The sequence below is a fragment of the Seonamhaeicola aphaedonensis genome (assembly GCF_003386195.1).
Taxonomy (GTDB): domain Bacteria; phylum Bacteroidota; class Bacteroidia; order Flavobacteriales; family Flavobacteriaceae; genus Seonamhaeicola; species Seonamhaeicola aphaedonensis.
In genome coordinates this window covers 349,878-363,669 of sequence record NZ_QRDX01000004.1, presented here as the reverse complement: position 1 = coordinate 363,669, position 13,792 = coordinate 349,878, and the positions used below count along the sequence as shown (strand labels likewise).

The following is a 13,792-nucleotide window of genomic DNA, read 5'->3' as shown; positions in this document are numbered from 1 at the left end:
ATTTACTAATGGAGGGTTTCATCAGTTTACATTAGGCTATAACTTTAGTTGTAGGCGTTCAAGATATGATTGTAACTGTCCTGCAGTAAATTATTGATAGCTGAAACATGATATTGGTATATCGTGTTTTGTAGTAAAAGGGTGTTTTTTGTCCTTTAAACAGGAGCTTTTATCGAATATAAAGTCATATCATATTAAAATACTCAAATTGAGTATTGACAGCTGTATAATTATTTCGCACCTTTACCTTGCTATTAATTAGTTCTTAGGGAGAATTAAAAAAAGTGCTGTAAAGTTTTAAAAAAAATGGAAGCAGCACTTTTTGTTTTATAATACATCAAGTACTCTTTCCAAGGCCATGCCTCTGGAACCTTTAATTAAAAGTGTGGTGTTTTTTAGATTATAATTGGTGAAATTACTTTTAAAAGCATCAAACGACTTAAATTTTGATGCTTTAGAAGTATTCAAGTTAGTCTTAAAAAAGTTTTCTCCAATAAAAATAACTTGGTCAATATCCAAAGAAGTGGCCAGATCAACTATATTTTGATGTTCTTTTTCGGCGTCATCACCAAGTTCAAACATGTCCCCAAGGATTGCAATTTTATTGCCTTGTTGTTTTTCAAAATTAAGTAAGGCAGCTTTCATGCTACTTGGATTGGCATTGTAAGCGTCTAAAATAATTTTAAGGTTGCCTTTGTCAATAATTTGAGAGCGGTTGTTGCTAGGGATATAGTTTTCTATGGCTGCTTGTATATCGGTGTCGGTAACTTTAAAATAATTGCCAATTGCAATAGCATAAGCTATATTGGTAAAATTATAATCACCTATGAGTTGGCTTTCTATTTGTAAATTATTGTATTGAATTTTTACAAACGGATTAGCATCTATAATTTCAATATTTACATCCTGTTTGTATGTTCCAAAAGTAAATCTATTCGCGTTTTTAGATTTCTCTAATTGAATCTCATCTTCAGCGTTTATAAACAAGACTTTATTATGAGCTATAAGATGATTGTACATTTCACTTTTACCTTTAATAACCCCCTCAACACCACCAAAGCCTTCTAAATGGGCCTTACCATAATTAGTGATAAGCCCATAATCAGGTTTTGCAATATGACATAAAAACTCAATTTCCTTTTGGTGATTAGCACCCATTTCAACAATGCCTATTTCGGTGTTGGTATTCATTGAAAGTAGGCTTAAAGGAACTCCTATGTGATTGTTTAGATTCCCCATAGTAGCTGTAGTTTTAAACTTTTTAGACAAAACAGCATTAATAAGTTCTTTGGTAGTGGTTTTACCATTGCTACCGGTTAATGCAATAATTGGAATGTTTAAATAGTTTCTATGAAATGCAGCTAGTTTTTGAAGTGTATTAAGAACGTTATTAACTAAAAAAACATTTGTACCGTTTGCAAAATCCTCTTCATCTACCACAGCGTATTTAGCGCCTTTTTCTATAGCTTGTTCTGCATATTGATTGCCATTAAAGCTTTCCCCTTTTAAGGCAAAAAACATATCACCTGTGTTAATTTTTCTGGTATCTGTACTTACAGAATTACAGTCTAAATATAATTTATGTAATTGTTCTATTTTCATAAAATAAATGTAACTCGCTGTACATTTTAATTAAATTCTGTCAATTCGAGTGGATTTCACGATTGAAATGAGTGAAATTTGTATCGAGAATTAAGAATTTGTAATAAAAAAGTTCTCGATACGATTTTTCATTCCTCAAAATCACTCGAACTGACATTACTTTCATTTGTTTGCTTGCTTCAAAATGTACAACAAGTTAAATGTATTAAAAAAGTCCTAACTATATAGTCAGGACCTTTTTAATTTCTTATTATGGATAAGTTTTAATTCTTAGTCTTGTGTTTTCTTTTGGTTTTAGAACCTACGCGAGACATAGCACATCTAAACCCAATATAATCAGTAGCCATATCTTCTGGGTAGTAGCGTCTTTGTGCTGGGTCTAACCAATATTCTCTGTCTTTCCAAGAGCCTCCTTTATAAACTCTTACTTTATCATTAATTAAAGACGTTCTGTTATTGTTTTTGTCGTATTCTCTAATAATGTTACCAGCAGAGTCTCTTTCAATTGTATGCTGGGGTGAGTTGTACATTTTTCTGGTGTGAGAGCTTTTTGTTTCTTCTTCGTCATCTCCAAAATTTTCATAATATCTAGAAGAACGTCTGTCACCATCTCTAAAGTTAATATGGTTACTTCTGTCAAAGTTAGTACGTAAATAGGTTTCATTTTCATCAACCTTTACTTGTAATATTTCTCCAGGTAAATTTCTAGCAATAAGCTTACCAGTTGACAACGTGTCATAAACGATATCTTCAGTGGTTACAATTTTAACCGTACCATCTTCATCAATGGCGTTTTTTGTGTAGACGTTTCCTCTAAAGTAATTGAAATCGTTAAATTCATCATCCACTATTGGACGGTAAACATCAGCCACCCATTCAGCTACATTACCTGCCATATCATACAAACCATAATCATTAGGGTCATAAGATTTAACAGCGTTAGTGATATCGGCACCGTCATCAGACCAACCTGCAATACCACCATAGTCACCTTTACCTTGTTTAAAGTTAGCTAATTGATCACCGCGTATTCTGCGCTTACCAGCACGTGTGTATTGTCCATCCCATGGATATTTTTTTCTTCCTCTATAAATGTTATAGCTTCTTACTTCACTTAAGCCTAAAGCAGCATATTCCCATTCAGCTTCGGTGGGTAATCTATATTTTAAAGGTAAAATTCCAGATTCTCTTTTAGCATAAATGTTAACAGGATTACCATCAGCATCTAGTTGAGCATTTCTGGTATTTCTTCCGCCATCAGGATTAATGACTTCTTCATTGCCACCGTAGGTTAACGTAGGAGCATTAATATAGGTGTCAATATCGAATGTAGCATCAGCAGAAACATCTGTTAGATGAGCACCTCTTTTGGCATAACCCTCTTTTTGTAGAGCCATTTCACCAACACGGTTAGATCTCCAATTAGCAAACTCAACGGCTTGAATCCAACTTACACCAACCACAGGGTACTCAGCATAACCTGGATGACGTAAATAGTTTTCGGTCATAATTTCATTAAAACCTAAACGATTTCTCCAAACAAGAGTATCTGGTAAAGCGCCATGGTAAATAGCTCTAAAGTTTTCATCGGTAGGTGGATACACGCGTTTAATCCAGTCTAAGTACTCCAAGTACATAACATTGGTAACTTCGGTTTCATCCATATAGAAGGATTGTACGTGCTGCTGATTTGGTGTGTTGTTCCAATCATGCATCACATCATCTTGTACTTTACCCATTGTAAAGGTGCCACCTTCAATAAACACCAATCCAGGTGAAGTTTCCTGTTCTTCAAATCTGGTATTGTATTGAAAACCACCCTCTCTGTCGTTTATTTGCCATCCAGTAGCTCTAGAGGTATTTTTAGAACTAGAGGAAGATTTTTTGCTACAACTAAATGTGGCAAAAGACAAGGCTAAAATAAACAGAGTCTTAAAAGTTGTTACTTTTCTCATATCCATATCTTTAAGTAAGCTAATATTATTTTGGTGCTGCAATATAAGAATTAAACCGAATAACGCAAGCTATTTTTTACATTTTAACCAAAAAAAAGTGTATTTCATCTTATTTTTGATGTATTTCATCGATGATTTTGTTGTTTTTTGGTGTTCTATTGTGATGTTTAAACGCGCATTTTACTAAATTATTATTGTATTTTTACTGCGACTTTTAAAATTATTGTTTTTTTGAATAATAACAGATTCACAAGGGCGTTATTTTAGCAATGAAAAAGAAATACCTATTAGTTTTTTTAATGACTTCAGTGTTTGGGTTTTCCCAACAAAAACAATACAATTTGGCTTGGGATGGTATGAAAACCATTTCTGGAGGTAATTTTAAACTTAAAATTCCTGCATTTAACAGCAATCATTTTAGTTATGGTTTTGAAGAAGGTTTGTTGTTTACAGATCAATGGGAAATTAGTGGAACGGTGAATGAAGCCTCCGCTACCGTGAGCAATATATCTTATGAAACAATTTCAAAGAATGAATTGGGAGATTTGGACTTGAATACAATTCCCAATGAGCTTAGTTATAGCTTAAAAAATTCTTTAGGAAGACATAAGAAGTATGCTTTTTTTCAACTGACTCCTATCATCAAATATGATAATGAAAATTATAAAAGAGTAACTTCGTTTCAATTAAATTATAATTCTGGAGGAAGCTCAAAAGTTACTTACAGTAAGAAAGATTTTGTTACATCAAAGATTATTTCAAATTCGGTTTTGAATACTGGTGAGTGGTACCGTTTTTACGTAGATACCACCGGAGTTTTTAAATTATCAAAGGCTTTTTTACAGCGTTTAGGTGTTAATGTGAATAGTGTAGACCCTAGAAACATTAAGCTATACGGTAATGGTGGACGAATGATTCCATATGCTAATTCTGAGCCCTATCCATTTGATATCATGGAGAACGCTATCAAGTTTGTTGGTGAAGCTGATGGGGTTTTTGATAACGATGACTATATTTTATTCTATGCTCAAGGACCAAAGGAGTATAACCAGGAGAGTAATACCCACATTAATTGTTATACAGATAAGACCTATTATTTTATTAATGTAGGTTCTAGTCAGGGTAAGCGTATTGAGCCTTTTAGTCAACCTACCGGGGTAGTTGATATGCAAATCAATGATTATGATGATTACCAGTTTCATGAAATAGATGAATATAATATTGCCTTTTTAGGTAGACGGTGGTTTGGAGACAGGTTTGATATTGATAGCAAAAAGTCATTTGAATTTGATTTCCCTGATTTGGTAACTTCAGAACCTATTAGCTTAAAGGTTTATGTGGCAGCAGTTTCGTCAACGGTATCTTCTATGGGGATAAGTGTAAATGGAAATAATGTGACATCACTAAGCATGTCTGGTGTCTCTACGCCAAGTTTAGCAAGCGACTCCTACTTTGATGGTAATGTTAATGTTAATGTTAACTCTTCATCAGTTACTGTGGAATTAGATTATAATAACCAAGGAAATCCTAGTGCATTGGCCTATTTAGATTATATATCTATAGAGGCTAAAAGATTATTGAGGTTTCATGGGAATCAATTTCAGTTTAAAAATAAAGCAGTTGTTCTAGCATCGGGAATTGGGCAATATAATATTACTGATGCCTCTGGAGTTTCAGAAATATGGGATGTGACCGATATTTATAATGTAACCAATTACATCAATGAATCATCTAGCCCCAATCTTAGTTTTACATCTTCTTTAGGAAGCATAAAAACTTATGTAGTAGTGACGCCTCAAGACTACTATGAGCCTAAATTTGATGCAAAAACAACCATCTCTAATCAAAATATAAAAGGAACAATTTTTCAAGATAGTCAAGGAAATTTTCAAGAGGTTGATTATGTTATTGTATCTCCCAATAACATGCTAAGTCAAGCTGAAAGGTTGGCAGAAATAAACAGAGAACAATATAATTTAAATGTAAAAGTTTTAGGACTAGATGAAATCTACAACGAATTTAGTACAGGTAATCAAGATGTAGGTGCTATCAGAAATGTGGTTAAGTATGTCTATGATAATGCCACTAGTACTGAAACTAGGATTAAGTACTTGTGTTTGTTTGGTGATAGTTCTTTTGATTATAAAGATAGAATACAAAATAACACTAATATAGTTCCATCTTGGCATTCATATAGCAGTTTTAATCTAACAAGCTCATTTATTTCTGATGACTTTTATGGTATGATGGATGATAACGAAGGTACTATGTCTACAAGCAATAGGTTAGATATTGCTGTGGGAAGAATATTAGCGGATACCCCACAACGAGCTAAAGAGATGGTGGATAAAATTGAATCTTACTATACTAAAGAATCTCTAGGTAGCTGGCGCAATAATTTTGTTGTGGTATCTGATGATGTTGATCAAGATTGGGAAGGAATATTGCAGGAAACTACCGATAATGTAGGTAATTTGGTTACACAGGAGAAACCCTTCATTAATGTTGTGAAGATACATAGCGACGCTTTTCAGCAAGAAACTTCGGCCGGAGGTGATAGGTATCCGCAGGTAAATAATGAGTTTGTAAATGCGGTTGATAATGGTGCCTTGGTTGTAAATTATTTTGGTCATGGAGGCGAGGATGGACTAGCTCAAGAACGTATTTTCGCAAAAACAGATGTGACAGGGCTTCGTAATTTTTGTAAGCTTAACTGTTTTGTAACGGTAACCTGTGAATTTACAAAGTTTGATAATCCTTACAGGGAGACAGCAGGAGAGTTTACTTATTGGAATAAGCAAGCAGGAGCTATTGGACTCATCACAACTACAAGACAGATTTTTGTGAGTTTTGCTATTACATTTAATAACATACTTGGGCAGTATCTGTTTTCTTACAGTGGTAACGATAATTTTAGTGATTATGAATATCCAACCATGGCAGAAGCGCTAAGATTGGTGAAAAATGACCCTTCAATATCTAATGCTAGTCAAAGACGTTTGGTGTTTTTTATTGGAGATCCGGCTATGAAATTGGCATTTCCAAAACCAAATATTCGTTTAACTAGAATTAATGACACCCCTATTGGGCAAGCTACTGATACACTGAAAGCTTTAAGTAAAGTGAAGTTAACAGGTGAAGTAACCAATCTTTCAGGTAATTTGTTGTCTGATTATAATGGAACGGTTTTAACCACTATCTATGATAAGCCTGTCAATAGGGAGACTTTAGCCAATGATGGTACCCGTTTAAATGGAGAGCTTGTAAAACTTAATTTTTCAACATTAGGAGAAGTTATTTTTAGAGGACAAGCATCAGTAACAAATGGTGTTTTTGAATTTGATTTTGTAGTTCCTAAGGATATTGGTATTCCAGTTGATTATGGTAGGGTAAGCTTCTATTCAAAAAATGAGGCGCTTACTGAGGATCAAGCAGGAGCAACTAATAACACCATAAGAATTGGTGGTATAAATGAAAATGCTGAAGCGGATAATATTGGGCCAATTATTACTTTATACATGAACGATGAAAATTTTGTGTCTGGGGGAATTACTAATGAATCACCTACATTATTAGCTAAATTAGAAGATTCGAATGGTATAAATACTGCTAGTGGTATTGGACATGATATTGTGGCCATTATTGATGGCGATGAAACCAACCCCATTATACTTAATGATTACTATCAAACAGAAGTTGATAGTTACCAAAAAGGAGTAGTGAGTTTTCCTTTTAGAGATTTAGAACCGGGGCTACACACCTTAACCTTAAAAGCATGGGATGTTTATAATAATTCTTCCATTGCTGAAATTCAGTTTGTTGTTCATGATCAAGATCAAGAATTAGTTGTAAATAATGTTTTAAATTATCCTAACCCGTTTGTAAATTATACAGAATTTTGGTTTAATCACAATAGTTCGGAGGCTTTGGACGTTTCTATACAGATATTCACTGTATCTGGCAAACTGGTAAGAACCATAAACGGGCAAACCTCTGGCGGTTTTAAGTCTACCAGTTCATTGTCCAGAGACTTGGTATGGGATGGAAGAGACGATTTTGGTGATAGAATAGGAAAAGGTGTTTACGTTTATAAACTAACAGTACGTTCACCTTTATTGAACAAGAAAGTAGAAAAGATAGAAAAACTAGTAATTCTATAGCTTTTTAAATGAGGTTAGCGTTCGTAATCGATAAATTTGACAGCTTAAAGAAATAACTATTGAGTTATAAAATAAAAATTATATTTGTTAAGATAAATTTGATATATGAAGAATAAAATATTGCTACTATTAGCGTTTGCTTTTGCTATAAAGGTTGGTGCCCAAACCACAATTATAGAACCTAATTCAAATGATTCAAGAGTGATAACAACAGGTATTCCTTTTGTTTTAATTGCCCCTGACGCTAGGGCAGCAGCCATGGGCGATATGGGGGTGGCAACTTCAGCAGATGCATTTTCGCAACAATGGAATTCTTCTAAATATGTGTTTTCTGAAACTAAATCGGGCATAGGGGTTAGTTATACACCTTACTTAAGTAAATTGGTTAACGATATTTTTTTGGGGAACATTACTTATTTTAATCGTATTGATGAACGCAGTGCTTTTGCAGCCAGTTTAAAATATTTTTCTTTAGGAGATATTGAATTTGTTCCAGATGAATTTGCGACGCCTTTAATTCAGAGACCGAATGAGCTTACTATTGATGCGTCATATGCATTGAGGTTATCAGATCAATATGCCATGTCTGTAGCTATGCGCTATTTAAGGTCTGATTTGAGATTGGATGGTGTTGATGGAGATGCTACACCTGCCAGTACTTTTGGAGTGGATATTTCGGGATATTATCAGAGTGAAGAAGAAGCTTATGCAGATTTTAATGGGCGTTGGAGAGCCGGTTTTGCCGTTCAAAATATTGGTCCAAAATTTAAGTATGATGAAGGTGGACAAGAGAATTTCCAGCCTACTAACTTAAGATTAGGTGCTGGATTTGATTTTATATTTGATGATTACAACAAAATTTCTGTTACTGCAGAGGTAGCGAAATTGTTAGTACCTACCCCCCCGATTTTAGGGACAGAGTTTGAGGATTTAAATGGAAACGGAACCTATGAACCAGGCGAAGATAATCTGGTTGCAGAGAATATTATATACAAGGGGCAATCCCAAGACGTAAGCTTTCTGTCAGGTATTTTCCAGTCTTTTGGTGATGCTCCGGGAGGATTTAGTGAGGAGTTAAAAGAGTTTACTTGGGCTTTAGGAGCTGAATATGTTTATGAAGATTCATTTGCTTTTAGAGCGGGTTATTTTAATGAGGCTGAAGAAAAAGGTGCTAGAAAATTCTTAGCCTTAGGAGCTGGTTTTAAGGCTAATGTGGTTAATATAGATTTATCTTATTTATTCTCGGCTTCAAAAGTGCAAAGCCCTTTAGAAAACACATTGCGATTTTCTCTTACCTTTAATATTGGTGAAGGAGAATATCAAGAATATTAATAGAATTTAAATACACTAACATGAAGAAACTATTGCTTTTGGCAATAGTTTTTTTGTTTAAAGGTATTTTTTGCCATACTTGCTAGGGTGATTTTATAAATTGATGATAGACATTGATTTATTGCTTAAATTTATATTCTAATGAAAAAAATAAAAATAAAGTCTACCATTTTTGTTTATGAAAATATGGAAGCATTACCGGAACAAGATTTTATCTTAATGCAAAAGGCTATTGAAGCTCGCTCTAATGCCTATGCACCTTATTCAAACTTTCAGGTTGGTGCTGCATTGCTTCTGGGCAATGGAGAAATTATAACAGGAAATAATCAGGAGAACGCTTCTTACCCTTCGGGTTTGTGTGCGGAAAGAACAGCAATTTACTATGCTGGGGCTCAATTTCCCAAAGCAAAAATTATGAAAATGGCACTTTCAGCAGGTTCTAAGAATAAGGAGTCTAATGACCCTATACCCCCGTGTGGTGCTTGTAGACAGGCTATCGCCGAATATGAGATCAAGCAAAAATCACCTATTGAAATTTACTTCATGGGCAAAACAGGGAAAGTGGCAAAATCTAATTCACTAACAAATCTACTACCGTTAGTTTTTGATAAATCCATGCTATAGTCAACTTACAATCAAGTTGAATTTTTAATATTATACAATTACATAAAAAAAATTAATAAATCAATAACATTCAAGGTTGGCCGCCTTTTATTTGACATTTTTTACTACTTTAACGAAATTAGGTTTTTGCAATAAAACTCAATGTATTACTTTTGTACTCCGCATAATTAAAACCTATTATTAGTAGATGCAAAAGATCACTAAAGAGACATACTTAAAATGGTATGAGGATATGCTGTTTTGGAGAAAGTTTGAGGACAAACTTGCAGCAGTATATATACAACAAAAAGTTAGAGGATTCCTTCATTTATACAACGGTCAAGAAGCTGTGTTGGCAGGTGCTTTACACGCTATGGATTTGACTAAGGACAAAATGATAACAGCATATCGTAACCACGTACAGCCAATTGGTATGGGTGAAGACCCAAGACGTGTTATGGCAGAGTTGTATGGGAAAGCTACCGGAACATCTCAAGGATTGGGTGGTTCTATGCATATATTTTCAAAGGAATACCGTTTTTATGGAGGTCATGGTATTGTAGGAGGTCAGATTCCTTTAGGTGCAGGTATCGCTTTTGGTGATAAATATCACGGAAAAGATGCTGTAACACTCTGTTGTTTTGGAGATGGAGCAGCAAGACAAGGATCATTACACGAAACGTTTAACTTGGCTATGTTGTGGCAATTACCAGTTGTTTTTGTTTGTGAAAATAACGGTTATGCTATGGGAACTTCTGTTGAGCGTACGGCTAACCATGATGAAATTTGGAAATTAGGTTTAGGTTATGAAATGCCTTCTGCTCCAGTAGATGGCATGAACCCTGTAAAAGTAGCCGAAGCTTTTGATGAGGCTATTCAACGTGCTAGGAGTGGAGGTGGACCATCATTCTTAGAATTGAAAACGTATCGTTACAGAGGGCACTCTATGAGTGATGCACAGCATTACAGAACTAAAGCTGAGGTTGAAGAATATAAGAAAATTGATCCTATCACTCAGGTAAAAGACGTCATTCTTGATAAGAAGTATGCTACTGAGGATCAAATTAAAGAAATAGATAAACGCGTTAAAGCTAAAGTGGCAGAGTGTGAGAAATTTGCTGAAGAATCTCCATTCCCAGATAAAAATGTTATGTACGACGTTGTTTACGAACAAGAAGATTATCCATTTATACAACACAAAATATAAACTATGGCCATAGTAGTAAATATGCCGCGTTTGAGCGATACCATGGAAGAAGGTACCGTTGCAAGTTGGTTAAAGAAAGTTGGTGATAAAGTTGAAGAAGGTGATATTTTAGCTGAAATTGAAACAGATAAGGCCACCATGGAATTTGAATCTTTTAACGAAGGAACTTTACTTCATATTGGTGTTCAGGAAGGTGAAACTACCAAAGTAGATGAGCTTCTAGCTATTATTGGAGAAGAAGGTGAAGATATTTCAGGGCTTTTAAGTGGAGGTTCAGCACCAGCAGCAACTCAAGCTGAAGAAAAGGTAGCTGAAACTCCTGTAGCAGAAACGCCTCCAGTTATTGAAGAGAAACAAGAAGAGGCTCCTAACCAAGAACTTCCTGAAGGTGTTGTGGTTGTAACTATGCCACGTTTAAGTGATACCATGGAAGAAGGGACGGTAGCACTTTGGATTAAGAAAGAGGGTGATACGGTTGAAGAAGGTGATATTTTAGCTGAAATAGAAACAGATAAAGCGACTATGGAGTTTGAGTCGTTCCAATCAGGAACGCTACTTCACATAGGTTTAGGAGAAGGTGAATCAGCAAAAGTAGATGAACTTTTAGCTATTATTGGTCCTGCAGGAACCGATGTGTCTGAAGTTGCAAAAAACTTTAAAGTTGTTGCATCAGCTGAATCACCCAAAGCTGAAGCACCTAAAGCCGAAGCACCTAAAGTTGAGACTCCAAAAGTACAAGAAGCAGCAAAAGTTGAGTCTAAAAAGGAGGCAAAGGCCAAGAAACCTGTCAAAGGGGAGCGTGTTTTTGTATCACCTTTAGCTAAGAAAATGGCTGAAGAAAGGGGTATTAATTTATCCCATGTTACAGGTACTGGAGAAAACGGACGTATTGTAAAATTTGATATAGAAAATTTTGTTCCTGCTTCTGGAGCAGGTGCTGTTGGTAAGTTTGTGCCGGCTGGTCAGGAAGATTATGAAGATGTTCCTAATTCGCAAATGCGTAAGGCCATTGCCAAATCACTTACAAAATCTAAGTTTTCTGCGCCACACTATTATCTAGCTGTGGAGTTTGATATGGATAATGCTATTGAATTCCGTAAACAATTTAATTCAATTCCAGATACCAAAATTTCATTTAATGATATTGTAGTCAAAGCTTGCGCTTTGGCATTAAAACAACATCCTCAAGTAAACTCACAATGGTTTGATGATAAAATGCGATTAAACAATCATGTACACATTGGGGTAGCGGTTGCTGTTCCAGATGGATTGGTTGTTCCTGTAGTACGTTTTGCAAACGAGCAATCCTTACCACAAATTGGCGCTGAGGTCAAAGAATTAGCGGGTAAAGCTAGAAACAAAAAATTAACGCCTGATGAAATGTCTGGTAGTACCTTCACAGTTTCTAATTTAGGAATGTTTGGTATAGATTATTTTACATCTATTATCAATCAGCCTAATTCTGCAATTTTATCGGTAGGTTCTATTGTTCAAAAGCCAGTGGTTAAAGAGGGTCAGGTGGTTGTTGGAAACACCATGAAGTTAACCTTAGCTTGTGATCATAGAACAGTTGATGGAGCTACTGGAGCTGAGTTTTTGCAAACATTAAGAGGTTATATCGAAAACCCTGTAACTATGTTGGTTTAATTATATATACAGGGTGATATTTTATAAAAAGGCCTGATTAATTTATTAATCAGGCCTTTCTTTTTATTCAGAAGTCACAGGATCAATAATAGTAGCTACTTCACTTATTGAATTGGCAGGGAACCCTCCTTGGTTAGCATGTTCCAGAACCATTTCTTTGTTTGGAGCAATATAAACGCAATAAATTTTATCTCCAGTCACATAGCTATGTATCCAGTTAATTTTAGGTCCTAAATTTTCTAAAACGGCACATGAAGTTTGTGAAATTTGCTTTAAATCCTCTTGAGTTAATTTTCCAGCTCCCGGAATTTCTCTCTCAATAATGTACTTTGGCATGGTAAAGTTTGTTTAAATTAATTATAATCATCTTGTATCTTAAAATTTAAGATATGTACAAATTCTATTCTAGAATTTATTTTATACAATAAATAGACAGCAATTTATTGATAGAATTTGGGGAAATAAATTATAACGAATGTTGTTGAAGGTACCTTGAAGGTAAAATTTCAAACCTATCTTTAAAACATCTGCTAAAATAACTCGGGTTAATAAAACCACTATGTTTGGCTACTTCTGATATTTTATTCTTTCTGAAGTGCATCAAATACATCGCTTTATTTAAGCGGTAATTTTTAATAAAAGTACTTAAAGGAACTCCTGTTAAAGAAATCATCTTCCTGTAAACTTGTGATTTTGAATATCCAAGAGGTTCATAGAAGTCATCAATACTAAAGGTTGGATTATTCCAAACGGTTTCAATATAATCCATTAATCTCGTTAAGAAAGTAATCTCCGAAACTTTTAAAGTTCTAAAATGGTCCTTATTTATAAAGGAGTTTTTATTTTCTTTCTGATATACATTTTTTACCCTTACTTCAATAACAACTTGATCTTTTATATTTTCACACATTCTAGTGGCTAAGGTGATGCCTTTTCCATTTCCTTCCTCGTAGGCAATCCCAATTTTTAGGCGCCTTATAGAGTGGTCAAACTTAGGAGTTATATACTTAAAATTGTATTGTAGTTTTATGGCACATAAAATAGCGTCTGTAACTTGATTAAAAGATATTTTATAAGTATTATCATTATGGCTTATAATACGCCCTTCAAATTTATTTAATACATTGAAAATCCCGTTGTGGAGTTTTTGGGTAAATAAATTGAACTGATTTGCTTCTAGCCTGTGCAGGTAATCACTGGTTTCTAACACCATTATATAGCTAGCTTGAGAGTTCATAGAGATTAATCGCATTTTATCTATACAAGGTAATGATTTTTAAGGAATT

At 34.5% G+C, this 13,792-nt stretch carries 9 protein-coding genes; 5 read left to right on the top strand and 4 right to left on the bottom strand.

The features are described from left to right. Window positions 1-327 precede the first annotated feature (327 nt). Both DFQ02_RS09230 and gldJ read right to left on the bottom strand, forming a co-directional pair. Window positions 328-1,602 carry a UDP-N-acetylmuramoyl-tripeptide--D-alanyl-D-alanine ligase gene (locus DFQ02_RS09230; protein ID WP_116524133.1) on the bottom strand — a complete coding sequence of 425 codons (1,275 nt, stop codon included), beginning with the start codon at window positions 1,600-1,602 and terminating at the stop codon, window positions 328-330. Window positions 1,603-1,865: 263 nt separating this feature from the next. Then, on the bottom strand, window positions 1,866-3,563 hold the full coding sequence (gene gldJ / locus DFQ02_RS09225; protein WP_116524132.1) for a gliding motility lipoprotein GldJ: 1,698 nt from the start codon (window positions 3,561-3,563) through the stop codon (window positions 1,866-1,868). Window positions 3,564-3,826: 263 nt separating this feature from the next. Here gldJ and porU point away from each other — a divergent pair, with 263 nt between their 5' ends. The 5 genes from porU (at window position 3,827) to DFQ02_RS09200 (ending at window position 12,506) form a co-directional block, all read left to right on the top strand. Further along, window positions 3,827-7,717: a type IX secretion system sortase PorU gene (gene porU / locus DFQ02_RS09220; protein ID WP_116524131.1), complete on the top strand. Its 3,891-nt coding sequence runs from the start codon at window positions 3,827-3,829 to the stop codon at window positions 7,715-7,717. A 105-nt stretch (window positions 7,718-7,822) separates the two neighbouring features. Next, entirely contained in the window at window positions 7,823-9,049 is a 1,227-nt protein-coding gene (porV, locus tag DFQ02_RS09215; protein ID WP_116524130.1) for a type IX secretion system outer membrane channel protein PorV, read from the top strand. A gap of 141 nt (window positions 9,050-9,190) precedes the next feature. After that, window positions 9,191-9,673 carry a cytidine deaminase gene (cdd, locus tag DFQ02_RS09210; RefSeq protein WP_116524129.1) on the top strand — a complete coding sequence of 161 codons (483 nt, stop codon included), beginning with the start codon at window positions 9,191-9,193 and terminating at the stop codon, window positions 9,671-9,673. 187 nt (window positions 9,674-9,860) lie between these two features. Beyond that, window positions 9,861-10,859, top strand: coding sequence for a pyruvate dehydrogenase (acetyl-transferring) E1 component subunit alpha (gene pdhA, locus DFQ02_RS09205; RefSeq protein ID WP_116524128.1), 999 nt, complete (start codon window positions 9,861-9,863; stop codon window positions 10,857-10,859). A 3-nt stretch (window positions 10,860-10,862) separates the two neighbouring features. Then, complete coding sequence (locus DFQ02_RS09200) at window positions 10,863-12,506, top strand: pyruvate dehydrogenase complex dihydrolipoamide acetyltransferase (RefSeq protein ID WP_116524127.1); 1,644 nt, start codon at window positions 10,863-10,865, stop codon at window positions 12,504-12,506. A 63-nt stretch (window positions 12,507-12,569) separates the two neighbouring features. On the opposite strand, the gene DFQ02_RS09195 is transcribed toward DFQ02_RS09200, so the two are convergent. Both DFQ02_RS09195 and DFQ02_RS09190 read right to left on the bottom strand, forming a co-directional pair. Beyond that, window positions 12,570-12,842, bottom strand: a complete 273-nt coding sequence (locus DFQ02_RS09195) for a DUF4242 domain-containing protein (RefSeq protein ID WP_116524126.1) — start codon at window positions 12,840-12,842, stop codon at window positions 12,570-12,572. 130 nt (window positions 12,843-12,972) lie between these two features. Further along, window positions 12,973-13,743 (bottom strand): helix-turn-helix domain-containing protein, encoded by a 771-nt coding sequence (locus DFQ02_RS09190; protein ID WP_181896382.1) that lies wholly within the window; start codon window positions 13,741-13,743, stop codon window positions 12,973-12,975. Between the last annotated feature and the right edge of the window lie 49 nt (window positions 13,744-13,792).

Excerpts from the sequence above, each read along its gene's own strand:
- porU (WP_116524131.1), top strand. The coding sequence starts at position 3,827 with ATGAAAAAGAAATACCTATTAGTTTTTTTAATGACTTCAGTGTTTGGG.
- porV (WP_116524130.1), top strand. The coding sequence starts at position 7,823 with ATGAAGAATAAAATATTGCTACTATTAGCGTTTGCTTTTGCTATAAAG.
- DFQ02_RS09230 (WP_116524133.1), bottom strand. The coding sequence starts at position 1,602 with ATGAAAATAGAACAATTACATAAATTATATTTAGACTGTAATTCTGTA.
- cdd (WP_116524129.1), top strand. The coding sequence starts at position 9,191 with ATGAAAAAAATAAAAATAAAGTCTACCATTTTTGTTTATGAAAATATG.
- pdhA (WP_116524128.1), top strand. The coding sequence starts at position 9,861 with ATGCAAAAGATCACTAAAGAGACATACTTAAAATGGTATGAGGATATG.
- gldJ (WP_116524132.1), bottom strand. The coding sequence starts at position 3,563 with ATGGATATGAGAAAAGTAACAACTTTTAAGACTCTGTTTATTTTAGCC.
- DFQ02_RS09195 (WP_116524126.1), bottom strand. The coding sequence starts at position 12,842 with ATGCCAAAGTACATTATTGAGAGAGAAATTCCGGGAGCTGGAAAATTA.
- DFQ02_RS09200 (WP_116524127.1), top strand. The coding sequence starts at position 10,863 with ATGGCCATAGTAGTAAATATGCCGCGTTTGAGCGATACCATGGAAGAA.
- DFQ02_RS09190 (WP_181896382.1), bottom strand. The coding sequence starts at position 13,743 with ATGAACTCTCAAGCTAGCTATATAATGGTGTTAGAAACCAGTGATTAC.